The organism is Pseudolysinimonas kribbensis, assembly GCF_030161895.1.
GTDB classification, from domain to species: domain Bacteria; phylum Actinomycetota; class Actinomycetes; order Actinomycetales; family Microbacteriaceae; genus Pseudolysinimonas; species Pseudolysinimonas kribbensis.
The window spans coordinates 3,405,030-3,422,316 of the sequence record NZ_BSVB01000001.1 but is presented as its reverse complement, the minus strand read 5'-3'; the positions used below and the strand labels follow the sequence as shown (position 1 = coordinate 3,422,316).

The following is a 17,287-nucleotide window of genomic DNA, read 5'->3' as shown; positions in this document are numbered from 1 at the left end:
AACGACGAAGGCCGGGCCCCGAAGGACCCGGCCTCGCGTTCGTGCGGGTGCTAGCTGTTCGAGCTCAAGCGCTCGCGCAGCGCGGCGAGCGACGCGTCGTCGGCAAGGGTGCCGCTCGAGGCGCTGTCGCTCGAGTACGAGCTGCCCTGCGACGCCACCGGACCGAAGTCGGTCGCGCCGGCCTCCTCGGCGGCCAGGATCTGCTTCTTGTGCGCCTCCCAGCGAGCCTGGGCGGCCGCGTACTCGGCCTCCCACGCCTCGCGCTGGGCGTCGAAGCCCTCGAGCCACTCGCCCGAGGTGGCGTCGAAGCCCTCCGGGAACTTGTAGTTGCCCTGCTCGTCGTACTCGGTGACCATCCCGTACAGGGCGGCCAGGCCGGAGTCGAACTCGGCGTTGTTGGGATCGATGCCCTCGTTCGCCTGCTTCAGCGAGAGCGAGATGCGGCGACGCTCGAGGTCGATGTCGATGATCTTGACGAACACCTCGTCACCGACCGACACGACCTGCTCGGCGAGCTCGACGTGCTTGCCCGACAGCTCCGAGATGTGAACGAGACCCTCGATGCCGTCCGCGACGCGCACGAACGCACCGAACGGAACGAGCTTGGTGACCTTGCCGGGCGCGATCTGACCGATGGCGTGGGTCCGGGCGAAGATCTGCCACGGGTCCTCCTGCGTCGCCTTGAGCGACAGCGACACGCGCTCGCGCTCCAGGTCGACCTCGAGGATCTCGACCGTGACCTCCTGGCCGACCTCGACGACCTCGCTCGCGTGCTCGATGTGCTTCCACGACAGCTCGGAGACGTGCACGAGGCCGTCCACGCCGCCGAGGTCGACGAACGCACCGAAGTTGACGATCGAGGAGACGATGCCCTTGCGGACCTGGCCCTTGTGCAGGTTGTTGAGGAAGGTCGAGCGCGACTCCGACTGGGTCTGCTCGAGCAGCGCACGGCGGCTCAGCACGACGTTGTTGCGGTTCTTGTCGAGCTCGAGGATCTTCGCCTCGATCTCCTGGCCGAGGTACGGCGTGAGATCGCGGACGCGGCGCAGCTCGATCAGCGACGCCGGGAGGAAGCCGCGGAGGCCGATGTCGACGATCAGGCCGCCCTTGACGACCTCGATGACGGTGCCGGTGACGACCCCGTCGGTCTCCTTGATCTTCTCGACGTCGCCCCACGCGCGCTCGTACTGCGCGCGCTTCTTCGAGAGGATCAGGCGACCCTCCTTGTCCTCCTTCTGGAGGACGAGCGCCTCGACGCTGTCGCCGACGTTGACGACCTCGCTCGGGTCGACGTCGTGCTTGATGGAGAGCTCGCGCGAGGGGATGACGCCCTCGGTCTTGTAGCCGACGTCGAGGAGGACCTCGTCGCGGTCGATCTTGACGACGGTGCCCTCGATGAGGTCGCCGTCGTTGAAGAACTTGAGAGTCAGTTCGACCGCGGCCAGGAAGTCCTCAGCAGATCCGATGTCGTTGATGGCGACCTGCTTGGTGGCCGTGGCGGTCGTGGTGTTCGTCATGTAGTAGGTGCTCCGAGATGGTGCACGCAGTTATGCGGGCGGGGATCGGGCTCCGGGAACGCGGTGCGCATGGATGTTCCCGGGGCGGTGCGGATATGAAGGATGATGCCGCGAAAGCGACATTCCAGACTACTACGCCCGGGCTAATCCGCGCGCCGGATGAGCTCCGTCTCGATGCGCAGCACGTTCGGCGTGCCCTCCAGGCCCACCTGCTTCACGATGCCGGGGTTCAGCGGAGCGTTGTACGCGTACCCGATCGACCCGCGATCCGAGCCGCCGGGCTCGGGCGACGTGTAGCTCCAGGTGCGGGTCTGCAGCGCGTACGGCACCGGCGTCGCCGAGGGCGCCGGCGTGTTCGTGTAGCTCGCCGTGAACCCCTTCGTCGCGCCCGTGGCGGCGACGGCGGCGATGAGCTTCTGGGCGTCCGCCGAGGAGATGCCGATGTAGAGGTAGGTGCGATGCGTGATCGTCGACGGCGCGTTGCCGTGGGTGCTCGTGCTGGACCGGTACGCGCAGGTCGGCGCCGGTGACGCGGGCACGTTGAACACCTTCGGCGAGTCGCCGGCATCGAAGGCGACCTGACGGGTCGCCGAGTCGTCGCCGAGCAGGATCTCCTTGACGTGGCCGCCGCAGCTCGGCGAGGCCGAGGCGGCGGGTGTGTCGGCCGTGCAGCCGGCGAGCAGGACGAGCGCCGACGCGGAGAGCGCGACGACGGCGGCACGAAGGAGCGGGCGGCGCGAGACGGAGGGGCTCATGACCTTGGCATCCTACTGAGGACCCACCTGAGCCCCGGCTGCGCGACGCGCCCCGCGCCGCTCGGCGACGATCTGCCGCAACGCGGGTTCGAGCTCCGGATACCGGAACCGGTACCCCGCGTTCTCGAGCCGTTCCGGCAGCACCCACCTGCTCTTGAGCACGAGCTCGGTCTCGGTGCGCAGCACGAACGCGCCGAGCTCCAGGGCGGCCCGCGGCAGCGGCATCCCGAACGGCACCCCGAGCACCCGCCGCAGGGTGCGCATGAGCGTGACGCCGTCGACCGGGTACGGCGACGAGACGTTGACGACGCCGGCGAGCTCCGGATGCGCCCGCAGGAACGCCACGATCCCCACCACGTCGTCGATGTGCACCCAGCTGAACCGCTGGCGACCGTGCGGCGTGCCGAAGCGGTGGTAGGTCCCGGCCGTGAGGCGGGTGCGCGACGCGGGCCAGCGCCCGTCGAGCTGGGCCCCGCCGGCGCCGAACCGGGCCAGGCGCAGCAGCGGGATGAGCGCGCTCCCGTTGCCGAGGGTGATGGCCGTCCGCAAGGCGACCCGCCGCACGCCCGGCAGCTCGGGGGCGAGGAAGGCGTCCTCCCACGCCCGCGCCACGCCGACCGAGAAGCCCTCGCCGAGCTCCCCGCCTCCTCCGTCATCGGGCGGTCGTCGGCGTGCCGGTAGATCGTCGCGGTGGACGAGTTGACCCAGAGCGGCGGCGGCGCGTCGGACCGGTGGATCGCCTCGGCCAGCTCGGTCGTCGTCGCGACGCGTGAGCGCAGGATCTCCGCGCGGTTCGCCGGGCCGTACCGGCAGTCGACGCTCTTGCCGGCCAGGTTCACGACGAGCTCGGCACCGTCGACGAGCCGCGCGATCCCGTCGGTGTCGCCCCACACGGCGTCGCCGGCGCGTCCGACGGTGCGCACGGTCTCCCCCGCCGCCTCGATCGACGCGCGCAGCCGACGCCCCATGAAGCCGGATGCCCCGGCGATGACGACACTCATGCGTCCTCCACCACGTAGTCGAAATGCCCCGCGTATTCGTACAGGCGCCCCACGAGCGGGGCATCCAGCGTCAGGGCGACGTGCTGGCGCTCGACGGCGTCGTCCCAGCGCTCGGTGAGGTGGACCCGCGGCGCGAACGGCACCGGGATGCCGCGCCACGAGGTCCGGATCGAGCGCAGCAGCAGCGCCCCGTCGACGATCGACGCCGTCAGCACGGCACGCCACGAACCCGAGCCCCCGAGGCGGTCGACGATCACGCCGCCGCTCGCCTCGATCGCGTCGACCATGACGCGATCGCCGCCGGGCAGCGAGAAGGTCCGCCGCGCTCGCAGCACCGCGCCGTCGGGACGGTTCTCGATCGCGAACGGCACGTCGTGCGCCCAGACCGGGAAGGCGATCCCGGAACGACCGAGTACGGCCAGCATCGGCCACAGCCACCGCCGCGGCGTTCCCACCCGCTCGAACACGCCCGCTCCGCGGCCCACGCACCCCTCCGGGATCTGCCCGACGTAGGTGCGCAGGCGCGGATGCAGCGCCGCGGTGCCGTCACCGAGCACCCGCTGCCAGGGCGAGCTCACCCCGCAGCAGCTCCGCCTGGAGGGTGTCGAGTCCGACGCCGCCGAGGTCGAGGGCGTCTTTGTGGAACTGCTTGAACGAGAAGTCGGCGCCCTGCCTGCTCTGCGCGGCCGCGCGGATCTGCTCCCAGATCCGCTGCCCCACCTTGTACGCCGGTGCCTGACCGGGCCAGCCGAGGTAGCGGTTCACCTCGAAGCGCACGAACGCGTCGTCCATGTTGACGTTCTTGCGCATGAACTCGAGCGCGTAGTCCGCATCCCAGGTGCCGTTCCCGTCCGGGCGCGGCTTTCCCAGGTGCACGCCGATGTCGAGCACCACGCGGGCGGCGCGCATGCGCTGCCCGTCGAGCATGCCGAGCCGATCGGCCGGGTCGTCGAGGTAGCCCAGCTCCTCCATGAGCCGCTCCGCGTAGAGGGCCCAGCCCTCCGCGTGACCGCTCGTGCCGGCGAGCTGACGCCGCCAGGTGTTGAGCTGCGCGCGGTTGTAGACGGCCTGGCCGATCTGCAGATGATGACCCGGAACGCCCTCGTGGTACACGGTCGTGAGCTCACGCCAGGTGTCGAACTCCGTGACGCCCTCGGGCACGCTCCACCACATCCGGCCGGCGCGCGAGAAGTCGTCGCTCGGGCCCGTGTAGTAGATCCCGCCCTCCTGGGTCGGCGCGATCATGCACTCGAGGGCCTTGACCGGCTCCGGGATGTCGAAGTGCGTCTTCGACAGCTCGGCGACCGCGTGGTCGGCCGTGCGCTGCATCCACTCCTGCAGGGCCTTCGTGCCGTGCAGCTTGCGGCTCGCATCCCTGTCGAGGACGGCGATCGCCTCCTCGACGCTCGCCCCGGACTGGATCTCGCCGGCGATGCGGGTCTGCTCGTCGACCATGCGCTGCAGTTCGGCGAGGCCCCACTCGTAGGTCTCGTCGAGGTCGATCGCCGCACCGAGGAACTGCCGCGACTGCAGCGCGTAGATCTCGCGGCCGACGCCGTCCTGCTCGCCGGCCTTCGGGGCGAGTTCGTTCTCGAGGAACTCCGCGAGCTCGCCGTACGCCTGCGCGGCCGCCTGGGCGCCTCGAGCGAGGTCGGAGGCGACGGCATCCGGCGCCGCCGCGCCCCCTCGAGCTCGGCCGACGCGGCGAATCCGGCGAAGAAGCCGTTCTGCGCGTCGGCGTGCTTGCGGGCCTGGGCGGCCACCTCGGCCACCTGGCGCCGGGCGGGCACGACGCCGTGACCGATCCCCGAGCGCAGCGTCTCGATGTAGCCCGCGATCGCGCCCGGCACGTTGCCCATGCGCTCGGCGATCGTGGCCCAGTCGTCCGCCGTCTCGTGCGACATGAGGTCGAAGACGTCGCGGATCTCCTGCGACGGCGACGCGATCACATTGAGATCGCGCTCCTGCAGGCGCGCATCGCTGCGCTCGACCTCGAGGCGCAACTCGGCGAGCAGGTCGGTCTTGGTCACCCGGTCGATGTCATCCGCGACGGTGGCGTCCTCGAGGCGTCCGATCACGTCCTTGGCCGCGGCGAGGTGCGCCTCGTGCCCGGCCGGCGACTGGTCGCCGTATTCGCCGAGCCGGCCCGGCAGGCCGAGCCAGACCGCCATGGAGGGCTCGAGATCGATGAGGGTGGTCACCCAGTCCTCGGCGATCGTGTCGATCGAGGTGGGCGTGCGGTGCGGCTGTTCATCCGTCATGTCTTCACGCTATTCGTCGTCGAGGTCGCGTTCCAGCATCGCGGCAAGTGTCTCCACCGCCCCCGCGGACTCGGAGCGCAGGGTGACCGCCTCGCCATGGGCGACGCCGAGCGTCAGGATGCCGAGGATGCTCGCCGCGTCGACCGTCGTCCCGGCGGCGTTGGTGACGCTCACCGGCACTCCGAGCGCCGCAGCCGCCTCGCTGAACAGGGCCGCCGGGCGCGCATGGAGGCCGCTGGTCGCGGCGACCCGGACCCGGCGCTCGATCGGACGCGACGCCATCAGTGCGCGGCGGCGTCCCAGTCGGGACCGTGGCCCAGCTGCACGTCGAGCGGCACGGTCAGATCGGCGGCCCCCGCCATCCCGTCGCGCACGATCGTCGTGAGCTGGTCGATCTCGCCCGGCGCGACCTCGAGGACCAGTTCGTCGTGCACCTGGAGCAGCATGCGGCTGGCCAGCCCCTGCTCCCGCAGGCGCGTGTCGATCGTGATCATCGCCCGCTTGATGATGTCGGCCGCAGAGCCCTGGATCGGCGAGTTGAGCGCCTGACGCTCGGCGTTCTCCCGCAGCACCCGGTTCGTGCTCGTGAGGTCGCTGAAGGGCCGGCGGCGTCCGAAGATGGTCGTGGTGTAGCCGTCGACCCGCGCCTGCTCGACCACGCCGCGCAGGTAGTCGCGCACCGCGCCGAACCGCGCGAAGTAGTCGGCCATGAGCTCCTTGGCCTCGCTCACCTCGATCCGCAACTGCTTGCTGAGGCCGAACGCACTGAGGCCGTAGGCCAGGCCGTACGACATCGCCTTCACCTTGGTGCGCTGCAGCGGCGTCACCTCCGAGGGGTCGACGTGGAAGATCCGGGCCCCGACGAAGCGGTGCAGGTCCTCCCCGAACGGAACGCCTCGATCAACCCCGCGTCGCCCGAGAGATGCGCCATGATGCGCATCTCGATCTGCGAGTAGTCGGCCGTGAGCAGCGTCTCGAAACCCTCGCCGCACCGGAAGGCGGCGCGCACCTCGCGGCCGACCTCGGTCTTGATCGGGATGTTCTGCAGGTTGGGGTCGTTGGAGCTCAGTCGTCCGGTCGCGGCTCCGGTCTGCTCATAGGTCGTGTGGATGCGACCGTCGTCGCCGATCGCCGCCTCGAGCGTCTCGACGATCTGCTTGATCTTCGTCGCGTCGCGATGCCGCAGCAGCATCTCGAGGAACGGATGCGGGTGCGCCTCCTGCAGGTCGGCCAGCGCCGCCGCGTCGGTCGAGTAGCCCGTCTTGTTCTGGCGCGTCTTCGGCATCCCGAGCTGGTCGAAGAGCACCTCCTGCAGCTGCTTCGGCGAGCCGAGATTGACCTCCCGCCCGATCTCGGCGAACGCGGCGCGGGCGATCTCGTCGGCCTGCGTACCCAAGCGGCTGTTCAGCCCGGCCAGCCGATCGCGATCGACCGTGACGCCCTGCAGCTCCATGCGGCCCAGCACGGGCAGGAGGGGCGCCTCGATGCCGGTCATGACACCGCGCGAGCCGTCGTCGAGCCGGAGGCGCAGCTCGTCGGCCAGCCGGAGGATGTACCAGGCCTCGGTCGCCGGGCTGAGCGGCTCGGTCTCGGGCACCAGCTGGCTCGGGTCGGGCTCCGGGAGCGCCTCGCCGAGGTAGTAGTAGCTGAGTCCGGCGAGGGTGTCGGTCTTGGTGCTCGGTCGCAGCAGCCACGCGCCGAGCGAGGTGTCGAACACGATGCCGTCGAGCGTCAGCCCGGTGCCGGCCAGCGCCTTGAACTGCCGCTTGCCGTCGTGCAGCACCTTCGGCGCGGGTCCGGCCAGCCACGCCTCCAGGGCGTCATAGTCCTGCCGGCCCGCCGCCCAGGGCACCCAGGCGGTGTCGTCCGGGCCCGCGATGCCGAAGCCGTCGACGCGGCCGTCGATCGTGACGATGCGCAGGCCGAGCTCCCGGGTGCCGCCCGCCGACTGCCTCTCGAGCCACAGCGCGAGCTCCTCGTCGATGAGCGTGCGCACCGGCGGAAGCTTCACCACGGGCGCGCGGGACTCGTCGGGCCCGGCGTCGCCCGCCGCCTCCTCGAGCTTCAGCACGCGCTCCAGCAGCGTGCGGAACTGCAGCCGGTCGTACACCGCACGGACCGCGGGCACGTCGAACGGGCGCCGCGCCAGGTCCGCGGGGCCGACCGGCAGCTCGACGTCGCGCACCAGCCGGTTGAGCCGGCGGTTGCGGACCACGCGGTCCTGCTGCTCACGCAGATTGTTGCCCACGACGCCGCCGATCTCCTCCGCGTGCGCGAGCAGCTCCTCGACGGTGCCGTACTGCTGGATCCACTTGACCGCGGTCTTCTCGCCGACCTTGTCGACGCCCGGGAGGTTGTCGCTGGTCTCCCCGACGAGCGCCGCGATCTCCGGGTACTGCTGCGGCTCGATGCCGTAGCGCTCGACGACGGCGTCGTGGTCGTAGCGCTTGAGCTCGGAGACGCCGCGGGCGTTCGGGTACAGCAGCGTCACGTCGTCGTCGACGAGCTGGATCGTGTCGCGGTCCCCCGAGACGACGAGCACGTCGAAGCCCTGCTCCTTGCCGCGCAGCGAGAGCGTGGCAAGGATGTCGTCGGCCTCGAAGTCCTCCTTCGTGATCGTCGTGATGTTCATGGCGTGCAGCGCCTCCTCGAGAAGCGGCACCTGGCCCTTGAACTCCGGCGGCGTCTCGCCCCGGGTCGCCTTGTAGTCCTCGTAGTCCCGGTTGCGGAACGAGTAGCGCGAGATGTCGAACGCCACCGCGAGGTGAGTCGGCTTCTCCTTCTGCAGCAGCAGGATGAGCATGCTGAGGAAGCCGTGAATGGCGTTGGTGTGCTGCCCATCTCGGGTCACGAAGCTGTCGATGGGCAGCGCGTAGAACGCCCGGAAGGCGAGCGAGTGCCCGTCGACGAGCAGCAAAGTAGGCTTTTCGGAGCCTTTGACGGCAGAGTCCGGCACGCGCTCCACCCTAACCGCCGGCCCCGACACCCCTTTCGATGATGCAGGAGCCCCGTGACCAAGCTGCCGCCGGATCTGGACCCGTTGCTCGCCGAGCGGCTCGTCGGAGGTGGCGGGGGCGAGCTGACGCAGCGCATGGGCATCGACCTGATCGAACTGTCCGCCGACTACTCGGTCGCGACCATGCCGGTCGTGGGCAATCGCCAGGTGGTCGGCATCCTGCACGGCGGAGCGCACCTCGTGCTCGGCGAGTCGCTCGGATCGCTGTCCTCCGCCATCCACGCCGGACCGACCAACTACGTCGTGGGCATCGAGATCAACGCGACCCACAGCGGCTCGGCGCGCGAGGGCATCGTGACGGGCACCTGCCGCGCGATCACGCTCGGCCGCACGCTCTGCACGCACGAGATCGTCGTCACCGACGAGCGCGACCGGCTGCTCTCGACGGTGCGCATCACGAACCTGATCAGGCCGATCAAGGACTGACCCGCCGCCAGCGCCCTACTTCTTGGGCGAGAGCTGCTCGATGATCGCCTTCGACACGTCGTGCATCGTGAGCCGACGGTCCATGGACGCCTTCTGGATCCAGCGGAACGCCTCGGGCTCCGAGAGTCCCATCTTCTCGTTGAGCAGGCCCTTGGCCCGGTCGACGAGCTTGCGCGTCTCGAAGCGCTCGACGAGGTCCGCCACCTCGTTCTCGAGCGTGACGATCTGCTGGTAGCGGCTGAGGGCGATCTCGATCGCCGGCAGCAGGTCGTTCGGCGTGAACGGCTTGACGACGTAGGCGAGCGCGCCCGCCTCCGACGCCCGCTCGACGAGCTCCTTCTGGCTGAACGCGGTCAGCAGCACGACGGGGGCGATGTGGTTCTTGGCCAGCTTCTCGGCGGCGCTGATGCCGTCCAGCTGCGGCATCTTGACATCCATCACGACCAGGTCGGGCCGCAGGTCGGTCGCGAGCTGCACGGCCGTCTCGCCGTCGCCCGCCTCCCCGACCACGTCGAACCCGTTGTCGCGCAGGATCTCGACGATGTCCAGCCGGATCAGCGACTCGTCCTCGGCGACGACGACGCGTCGCGGGGCGGCAGGGGTCTCCGGCTCATCGCTCACCCGTCGAGCCTACGATATGGTCGCAGCGCGCCGCGTGATGACGTGCGCGCCGGATTGGCGGAATGGCAGACGCGACCGACTCAAAATCGGTTGTCCGAGAGGACGTGAGGGTTCGAGTCCCTCATCCGGCACCTACTTCATCGTGCCCTGCGACACGGATCCCTGCAGCTGCCGCTGGAAGATGACGTACACCACCAGCACCGGCGCCACCGTGATGACCACGGCCGCCATGAGCGCCCCGAAGTCGACCGAGTAGCCGGCCTGGGAGGCGAACGACGCCATCCCCTGGGTCAGGACGTAGTTGTTCTGGTCCGGATTCAATGCCACGGGCAGCAGGAACTGGTTCCAGAGCCCCAGGAAGTTGAAGATCGCGACGGTCGCCATGCCAGGGCGCGCCATCGGCAGCATCACCTGGAAGAACGTGCGCCACTCGCTCGCCCCGTCGATCTGCGCGGCCTCGTAGATCTCGTCCGGAAGGGCCCGGAAGAACGAGTGCAGGAAGAACACGGTGAAGGGCAGCGCGAAGGCGACGTAGGTCAGGATCAACCCGGGCAGCGTGCCGAGCAGCCCGATGCTGCGCAGCACGAAGAACAGCGGCACGATCGCCAGGAAGATCGGGAAGGTCAGGCCGGCGAGCATGAGGTAGTAGATCGCGCGGTTGCCGATGAAGCGGAACCGGGCGAGCACGTACGCGCACATCGCGCCGAGCAGCATGACCAGCACGAGGGCGCTGCCGACCACGATCAGGGTGTTGGCGAAGTAGCTGCCGACGCCGGAGGTCGTCCACGCGTTGGCGTAGTTGTCGAACTTCCATTGCGCCGGCAGCGCGAACGGCGAGTGCAGGATCTCCTTCGTCGTCTTGAACGACGACATGAGCACCCACAGGAACGGCAGCACGATGATGACGGTCCAGAGGATCATCACGAGGTGCGAGAGCACGCCGGCGACCGCGTCCCCGGGGTGAGGCGGCCGCGGCCGGTCGTCGGCGCGGCGATGCGCGGATCGACGCGATCGATCGTGGCGGTCATCGGCGGTCTCCTTGTCACTGCCGGCGAGGAGGCGGTTCACGCCGAACACGATCGCCGCGAACAGCAGCGTCACAACGGCGAGCACGACGCCCATCGCGGTGGCGTAGCCGAAGTGCCCCTTGCGGAACGCCGTGATGAACAGCTCCTGCGACATCACGAGCGTCGTGTTGTTCGGTCCCCCGGCGTTAGGGAACAACGCCGTCATGTAGACGAACGCGTCGAGCGCCGCGATGCCGAGATAGATGTAGCCGGTCTGCACCGTGTCGCGGATCAGCGGGACCGTGATCGAGAAGGCGGTACGGAACCGGCCGGCGCCGTCCAGGCGCACGGCCTCGTACGTCTCGGCGGGGATGCCCTTGATCGCGGCGACGAACAGCACCGTGTAGAAGCCGACGAAGCTCCAGATGATGACGAACATCGACGCGGGCAGCGCCGTGCGCACGTCGCCGAGCCAGGCGAAGTCGCCGATCGGGATGCCGATGCCGTTGAGCACGCCGTTCAGGAGGCCGGCGGACGGGTCGTACACGAAACCCCAGATGATGCCGATCACGATGGCCGGCACGCAGTAGGGGAAGAAGGACAGGGTGCGGTACAGCGCGGACGCTCGGATGCCCTGGACGTTGCCGTGGCTGCGGCCGGCGACGGTAATGAGGCTCGCGAAAGCAAGCGCGAGCACGATCGTCACGAGCGGCACGACGACCGCGATGATGATGTTGTTCACGAGCGCGTGCTGGAAGATGTCGTCCTGCGCGAGCTTGACGTAGTTGGCGATCCCGATGAACGGGATGTCGCTCGAGAACCCGCTCCAGTCGGTGAGCGAGTAGTACCCCGCGAGGATGAACGGGTAGATGACGAAGATCAGGAAGATCGCGACCGGCAGTGCGAGGAACACCAGCATGAAGCTGACCCGGTCGAAGGTCAGCCGGCGCCGCCGGCGGCCGACCCGGGTGGGTCGACCGCCGACGGCGGTTCCGAGGGGACGGTCACTTCTTGTCGGCCGCCGCTTTGTCGGTGATCTGCTGCAGTGCCGCCGTGAGACCCGCGGCGTCCAGGCTGCCCGAGAGGAACGAGTTCCACGGCACGAGCTGGTCGGTGTTGAGGCCGTACAGGTCGACGAACTGGTAGTTGAAGGTGTTGGAGCCCGCGGCATCCAGCATCTTCGTCTGCGAGACGAGCGCGGTCGAGCCGAAGCCGTCGGCGGGCACGAGCCCCTTGACGATCGTCGGCGCGAGACGCGTCTTGGCGAAGTTCGTGGCCGCCTCCTTGGAGAGCATGGCCCGCAGCAGCTCCTTGCCACCGGCGGGGTTCTTGCTCGTCTTCGGCACGATGAACGGCTCGCCCGCGGCACTGCGCAGCGACTCGTAGGGCATCTTGGGGCTGTCGCTCACGACGAGCTCCGGGATGCCGGTCATCTTGAAGCCGTCCTTGGTCGCCTTCTTCATCTCGTTCTCGATCCACGAGCCCGACGGGTAGAGCAGGGCCTGCTGGTCGTTGCTCCACTTCGCCTGTGCGGCCGTGAACTGCGTGCCCGCACCGCCCGGCACGAAGTACCCGGCGGCCACGATCTCGCCCAGCGCCTTGAGCACGCTCTGGACAGCAGGGTGCGACCAGCAGTCCTTGGTCAGGTTCTCGAACCCGTTCTTGACCTCGTCGCCACCCTCCTTGATCGCGGAGTCGACCGCAAGGGTCTGGTAGTAGGTCGCGGCCTCCTTGCCCCAGACGAAGAGGTACTTGCCCTTGGCCTTCGCCTTCGCGCCGAGCTCCTTGGCCTCCTCCCAGGTCTTGGGAGGCGTCCAGCCGTTGTCCTGGAACAGGCTCGCCGAGTACCAGAGCGCGTAGATCGTGAGGACGTAGTTGAGGGCCTTGAACTTGCCGTCGAACGTCCCCGGCACCTTCGCGTTCGGGTAGAGCGTGTCGCCGATCTTCTTGCCCTCGTAGTTGTTCGCCTCGAAGACGTCGTCGAGCTCCTCGAGCTGGTCGAGGATCGTCGTGAAGCCGATCGCGCCCGCGCCCGAGTTGTCGATCAGGTCCGGCGGGTTGCCGCCGACGAAGCGCGGCTGCAGCTGCTGGGCGATCTGGGTGGACGGCGACACCTTGACCTTGAGGCCCTTGGTGTACTTCTCCATCTGCTTGGCCGCGTCCTGGACGTAGTCGTACCCGTAGCCGCCGTTGAAGATGACCGCCTCGGTGCTGGAGTTCGCGGCGACGCCGAACGGGTTCTTCGCCGACTTGGTGCCGCCGCCGCCTCCCCCGTTGCCGCCACCGGTGACGCACGACGCGAGCGTCACGCTGACGGGGACGGCGACGGCCGCCGCGAAGGCGCCGCGCAGGAAGAGACGCCGGTTGAACTGACCGCTGTCATTGGTCATGGTGTCGATGCTGCCTTTCGTTGTTGTGGGTGTGGTGCTGCCGGGTCGGCCGTTGGCTCAGGCTGTGCGGCTGATCCGGTCTCGGTAGAGGTCCTCCAATGCCTTGTTGTGCTCGTCTCCGCCCGGGATGTTGGCCGAGAGGTAGACGGGCGGGGTCTGCCCCGATGCCGCGATGCGGTCGGTGACCGCGATCGTGAGCAGCTGCGCGATGAAGGCGGCGGTGATCGACGAGATCGCGCCGATCTTCGTCTCGCCGACGTCGAGCGTCGCGTCGCCGTACGGCGCCTTGTTGTCGATCACGACATCCGCGATGTCGCGCAGCCGCTTGCCGCTCGGGTGCTTGGGTTCCACGGCCATCGTGTGCTCGAGGCTCGTGACCGCGATCACCTTGTGACCGGTCTCCTTCGCCCTGAGGGCCATGCCGACGATCGACCCGTTGACGCCCGAGTTCGACGCGATGAGGAAGACGTCGTCCGGCCCGATGGGCGAGATGTCGAAGAGCTCGTCGACGATGGAGGGATCGCGTTCGAGCTTGCCGTCGCTCAGGATGTCGGAGGGCCGCGATCCCTGGAGCACGACGTTGCGCAGGGCGATGCGGTTGGTGGGGATCAGGCCGCCGGCGCGACCCGCGATCTCCATCGCGAACGCCTCCGAGTGCCCGGTGCCGAACGCCTGGAGCACTCCCCGACATTCAGCGCCTCGACCAGGATGTCGATGGCCGGGTCGAGGGCGCCGGCGTCCGCCTCGGCCGTCAACGCGGCGATCCGCGTCTCGGCCTCGTGCCGGAAGTCGTCGTAGAGGGTCATGCCTGCTGCTCCTTGGGTTGGGCCCGTCGACTGCGTGACGACCGGCGGTGCGGGGCGACCGCCGACGCCGACGCCGCGAGGGTCGTCGTCGAGCGGCCGAAGTTCTGCTGCGCCACCAGGAGGTAGAGCAGGTCGAGCACGAAGAGCTGGGAGTGCTTGGCCGACAGGTCGTCGGGCTGCAGGAACTTCTCGTGCGCGAGGGTCACGATGTTCTCGTCGGCCGCCTGTGCCAGCGGGGATTCCGGGGAGCTCGTGATCGCGACCGTGAGCGCGCCGGTGGAGCGTGCGCATTCGATCATCTGGATCGTCTCGTCGGTGCGACCGGTGTTGGAGATGCCGATCGCGACGCAGTGCTCGTTCTGCAGCGAGGCGCTCGTCAGGCCGGAGTGCACCTCGGGCCACGAGTGCGCGTTGATGCCGATCCGGTACAGGCGCAGTTGCATCTCCTCCGCCATCACGCCGCTGCCGCCGATGCCGTACAGGTCGATGTGCTCGCACGTCGCGATCCGGGCCGCGATCCGCTCGAGCTGCTCGAGGTCGATGAACTCGGCCGTCGAGCGCAGCGATCGCGTGTGCGCCGTGAGCAGTGTGCTCATGACCTGGGTCGGCGTGTCGTCCGGGCCGAAGGCGCGGCCGATGTCCTCGCTCCACCGCTCGATGGCGTGCTTGCGGCCCGTGTCGGAGGCCACCGCGACGCGGAACGGGGTGTACCCGGAGTAGCCGATCGTGCGGCAGAAGCGCGTCACGGTCGCGGCCGAGGTGCCGGCCTCCTCGGCGAGTTCGGTGATCGAGAGCCGCAGCGGCGCATCCGGCGCCTCGAGCAGGAGGGCCGCGATCTTGCTCATCGCCTGCGACATGCGCGGAAGGCGGGACTGGATGCGCATCCCGATCGCCGACAGCGTGCCGGCGGACGCCGTCTCCGCGGCGCTGCTGGAGGACTCGGTGGTCACGGTCACTGAAAATCAGTCTCACTTCATCGTGCAATTGACTGAACAGCATTATCAGCGCGCGGGGGCCCGCAATCAAGCACAATCGACTCTCGTGACCGAATTGCTCGCTGTCGACGCCGGCGGGACCTCGACCAGGGCCATCGTCCTGAGCAGCGACGGCAGGTGCCTGGGGTTCGGGACCAGCGGCGCCGGCAATCCCATCTCGTCCGGCCCGGAGCACGTGGCGCACCAGGTGACGACGGCCGTCGGCCGCGCGATGAGGCAGGCCTCGATCACGCAGCTCGACGGGGTCGCGGTGCTCGCGATGGCCGGCTCGCGGGCATCGGCGCCGACCGACTGGATCGCCCCCGGCTCGTGCAGGCGGGGGTGCGCGGACCGCTCGTCTTCGAGTCGGACCTGCTCGCGACCTTCTGCGCAGGCGCCTGGGAGCCCGACGGCTACGCGGTGGTCGCCGGAACCGGGGCCGCGGCGATCCGGGTGCGCGGCGGGCGGCAGGAGGCGGTGGCCGACGGCATCGGCTGGCTGCTCGGTGACGCCGGGTCCGGCTTCTGGATCGGCCGCCGCGTCGCGCGCGCGGTCGCGGCCCAGCTCGACCGGCGCGGGCCCGCCACGGCGCTCACGGGGGCGCTGCTCGAGTCGCTCGGCATCCCGGCCGACACGACCCCGCTGAGCCCCGCGGGGCGCCCCGAGGCGCTCGGGGCGCTGCTCGAGGCCGTCTATGCCGCCCGGCCCATCGACCTGGCGCGCTTCGCGCCCCTCGTGTTCGAGGTCGGGGACGATCCGGTGGCGAGCGCCATCCGTGCCGACGCGCGGGCTGCGCTGCGCACGTCGCTGCGATCGATCCACCGCCTCGACGTGAGCGGGCCCGTGGTGACCGGCGGCGGGGTGCTGGGGCGTCTGGGTCTCGACGTCGCCGGCCTGGACGGGATGCGCGAGGTCCGCCGGGTGACCGATGGCAGTGCAGGCGCCGCGGTGCTGGCCCTGCGACATCACGGCGTCGCGGTCGACGCTCTCATGTTCGAGCGGGTGCGCACGAGCCTCGAGCTCGTGCGCACGTCATCGCCGCGGGACCCGGTGTCCTAGTCCGCGTGCTCGCCCGTCTCCCAGACCGGCGGGTTCTCCGTCGTGCCCACGACGTGCACCCGCATGTCGTTCGTCGAGCCGGCGATCCCGGGAGGGGATCCGGAGATCACCACGACCTTGTCGCCTTCGGCCACCAGCCCCTCGCCGAGGAGCATCTCGTCCACCTGGCCGAACATGTCATCGGTGCGCACGACCCGGTCGACGAGGTACGACTCGACGCCCCAGGTGAGCGCCATGCGGCGCCGGATGGCCTCCTCGGTCGCGAACGCGCGCAGCGGCACCTTGTGGCGCAGCCGGGACATCCGGCGCGCGGAGTCGCCCGACTCCGTGAAGACGCAGACGAACTTCGCTTGGACGAACTCGGCGACGTCGGCGGCCGCGAGGGTGATCGCGCCCCCTGGGTGCGCGGCTTCGTGCCGAGCGGCGGGATGCGCTCCAGGCCGTGGTCCTCGGTGGACGCGACGATGCGCGCCATCGTCGCGACCGTGACGACGGGGTACTCGCCGACGCTCGTCTCGCCCGAGAGCATGACGGCATCCGCACCATCGAGCACCGCGTTCGCGACGTCGGAGGTCTCGGCACGCGTGGGCACGGGGCTCGAGATCATCGACTCGAGCATCTGGGTCGCGACGATGACCGGCTTGGCCATCCGGCGCGCCAGTTCGACCGCGCGCTTCTGCACGATCGGCACCGCCTCCAGCGGCAGCTCGACGCCGAGGTCGCCGCGGGCGACCATGATGCTGTCGAAGGCGTCGATGATCTCCTCGAGGTTGTCGACCGCCTGCGGCTTCTCGATCTTGGCGATGACGGGAACGCGGCGCCCCTCCTCGGCCATGATCTCGTGCACCCGGGAGATGTCGGAGGCATCGCGCACGAAGGAGAGCGCGATGTAGTCCGCACCCAGCTTCAGGCCCCAGCGCAGATCGGCCTCGTCCTTGTCCGACAGCGCGGGCACGCTGACCGCGACGCCGGGAAGGTTGATGCCCTTGTTGTTCGAGACAGGCCCCGCGACGATGACCTCGGTGCGCACGCGCACCCCGTCGGTGTCGAGCACCTTGACGCGTACCTTGCCGTCGTCGATGAGCAGGAAGTCACCGGCCTTCACGTCGCCCGGCAGGCCCTTGAAGGTCGTGCTCACGAGCTCCTTCGTGCCGAGGATGTCCTCGGTGGTGATCGTGAAGATGTCGCCCACGGCCAGCTCGTACGGGCCCGACTCGAACTTGCCGAGCCGGATCTTCGGGCCCTGCAGGTCCACGAGCACCGCGACCGGCTTCTTGAGGTCCTCGGCGGCCCGCCGCACGTTGGCGTAGACCTCCTCGTGCACGGCGTAGGTGCCGTGGCTGAGGTTCATGCGGGCGACATCGACCCCCGCCTCGAGGATCGCCCGGATGTTCTCATAGCTCGAGGTGGCGGGCCCCAGAGTGGCGACGATCTTGGCTCGTCTCATGACTTCC

General features: G+C 69.5%; 12 protein-coding genes, 1 tRNA gene and 5 pseudogenes. 3 read left to right on the top strand and 15 right to left on the bottom strand.

Going from position 1 to position 17,287, the window contains the following annotated elements; translation table 11 throughout:
• Window positions 1-50: 50 nt before the first annotated feature.
• The 7 genes and pseudogenes from rpsA to polA all read right to left on the bottom strand — a co-directional run bounded on the left by rpsA (window position 51) and on the right by polA (window position 8,448).
• Complete coding sequence (gene rpsA, locus QQK35_RS18780; RefSeq protein ID WP_284255509.1) at window positions 51-1,517, bottom strand: 30S ribosomal protein S1; 1,467 nt, start codon at window positions 1,515-1,517, stop codon at window positions 51-53.
• Window positions 1,518-1,660: 143 nt separating this feature from the next.
• Window positions 1,661-2,272 carry a hypothetical protein gene (locus QQK35_RS18775; protein WP_284255508.1) on the bottom strand — a complete coding sequence of 204 codons (612 nt, stop codon included), beginning with the start codon at window positions 2,270-2,272 and terminating at the stop codon, window positions 1,661-1,663.
• Between the two features lie 12 nt (window positions 2,273-2,284).
• A pseudogene (locus QQK35_RS18770) lies at window positions 2,285-3,273 on the bottom strand (epimerase).
• Complete coding sequence (locus QQK35_RS18765; protein ID WP_284255507.1) at window positions 3,270-3,851, bottom strand: DUF4166 domain-containing protein; 582 nt, start codon at window positions 3,849-3,851, stop codon at window positions 3,270-3,272. The pseudogene QQK35_RS18770 and the gene QQK35_RS18765 overlap by 4 nt, the downstream one beginning before the upstream one ends.
• Window positions 3,820-5,534: pseudogene (locus tag QQK35_RS18760) on the bottom strand (DUF885 domain-containing protein). The gene QQK35_RS18765 and the pseudogene QQK35_RS18760 overlap by 32 nt, the downstream one beginning before the upstream one ends.
• 9 nt (window positions 5,535-5,543) lie before the next feature.
• Window positions 5,544-5,816 carry an HPr family phosphocarrier protein gene (locus QQK35_RS18755; protein ID WP_284255505.1) on the bottom strand — a complete coding sequence of 91 codons (273 nt, stop codon included), beginning with the start codon at window positions 5,814-5,816 and terminating at the stop codon, window positions 5,544-5,546.
• Window positions 5,816-8,448 (bottom strand): annotated as a pseudogene (polA, locus tag QQK35_RS18750) (DNA polymerase I). The gene QQK35_RS18755 and the pseudogene polA overlap by 1 nt, the downstream one beginning before the upstream one ends.
• A gap of 96 nt (window positions 8,449-8,544) precedes the next feature.
• On the opposite strand from polA, the gene QQK35_RS18745 reads away from it, so the two are divergent.
• Entirely contained in the window at window positions 8,545-8,976 is a 432-nt protein-coding gene (locus tag QQK35_RS18745; protein ID WP_284255503.1) for a PaaI family thioesterase, read from the top strand.
• A 15-nt stretch (window positions 8,977-8,991) separates the two neighbouring features.
• Here the strand turns inward: QQK35_RS18745 and QQK35_RS18740 are convergent, their stop codons facing one another.
• Complete coding sequence (locus tag QQK35_RS18740; protein WP_284255502.1) at window positions 8,992-9,597, bottom strand: ANTAR domain-containing response regulator; 606 nt, start codon at window positions 9,595-9,597, stop codon at window positions 8,992-8,994.
• A 48-nt stretch (window positions 9,598-9,645) separates the two neighbouring features.
• Here QQK35_RS18740 and QQK35_RS18735 point away from each other — a divergent pair.
• Window positions 9,646-9,728, top strand: a tRNA-Leu gene (locus QQK35_RS18735).
• Between the two features lies 1 nt (window position 9,729).
• Here QQK35_RS18735 and QQK35_RS18730 read toward each other — a convergent pair.
• The 6 genes and pseudogenes from QQK35_RS18730 to QQK35_RS18705 all read right to left on the bottom strand — a co-directional run bounded on the left by QQK35_RS18730 (window position 9,730) and on the right by QQK35_RS18705 (window position 14,756).
• Entirely contained in the window at window positions 9,730-10,536 is an 807-nt protein-coding gene (locus QQK35_RS18730; RefSeq protein WP_284255769.1) for a carbohydrate ABC transporter permease, read from the bottom strand.
• Between the two features lie 174 nt (window positions 10,537-10,710).
• Window positions 10,711-11,523: pseudogene (locus tag QQK35_RS18725) on the bottom strand (carbohydrate ABC transporter permease); the annotation flags it as partial.
• Window positions 11,524-11,608: 85 nt separating this feature from the next.
• The gene (gene ngcE, locus QQK35_RS18720) at window positions 11,609-12,994 is read right to left on the bottom strand and encodes an N-acetylglucosamine/diacetylchitobiose ABC transporter substrate-binding protein (protein ID WP_284255501.1); all 1,386 of its coding nucleotides are present in this window, start codon (window positions 12,992-12,994) and stop codon (window positions 11,609-11,611) included.
• A gap of 57 nt (window positions 12,995-13,051) precedes the next feature.
• Window positions 13,052-13,633, bottom strand: a complete 582-nt coding sequence (locus QQK35_RS18715) for a sugar isomerase domain-containing protein (protein ID WP_284255500.1) — start codon at window positions 13,631-13,633, stop codon at window positions 13,052-13,054.
• On the bottom strand, window positions 13,603-13,800 hold the full coding sequence (locus QQK35_RS18710) for a hypothetical protein (protein ID WP_284255499.1): 198 nt from the start codon (window positions 13,798-13,800) through the stop codon (window positions 13,603-13,605). The genes QQK35_RS18715 and QQK35_RS18710 overlap by 31 nt, the downstream gene beginning before the upstream one ends.
• The gene (locus tag QQK35_RS18705; protein WP_284255498.1) at window positions 13,797-14,756 is read right to left on the bottom strand and encodes a MurR/RpiR family transcriptional regulator; all 960 of its coding nucleotides are present in this window, start codon (window positions 14,754-14,756) and stop codon (window positions 13,797-13,799) included. Before QQK35_RS18705 ends, QQK35_RS18710 begins: the two co-directional genes overlap by 4 nt.
• Before the next feature lie 360 nt (window positions 14,757-15,116).
• Between QQK35_RS18705 and QQK35_RS18700 the strand changes: the two genes are divergently transcribed.
• Window positions 15,117-15,833, top strand: a complete 717-nt coding sequence (locus QQK35_RS18700; RefSeq protein WP_284255497.1) for a BadF/BadG/BcrA/BcrD ATPase family protein — start codon at window positions 15,117-15,119, stop codon at window positions 15,831-15,833.
• On the opposite strand, the pseudogene pyk reads toward QQK35_RS18700, so the two are convergent.
• Window positions 15,830-17,280: pseudogene (gene pyk / locus QQK35_RS18695) on the bottom strand (pyruvate kinase). The gene QQK35_RS18700 and the pseudogene pyk overlap by 4 nt on opposite strands.
• Window positions 17,281-17,287: the final 7 nt, after the last annotated feature.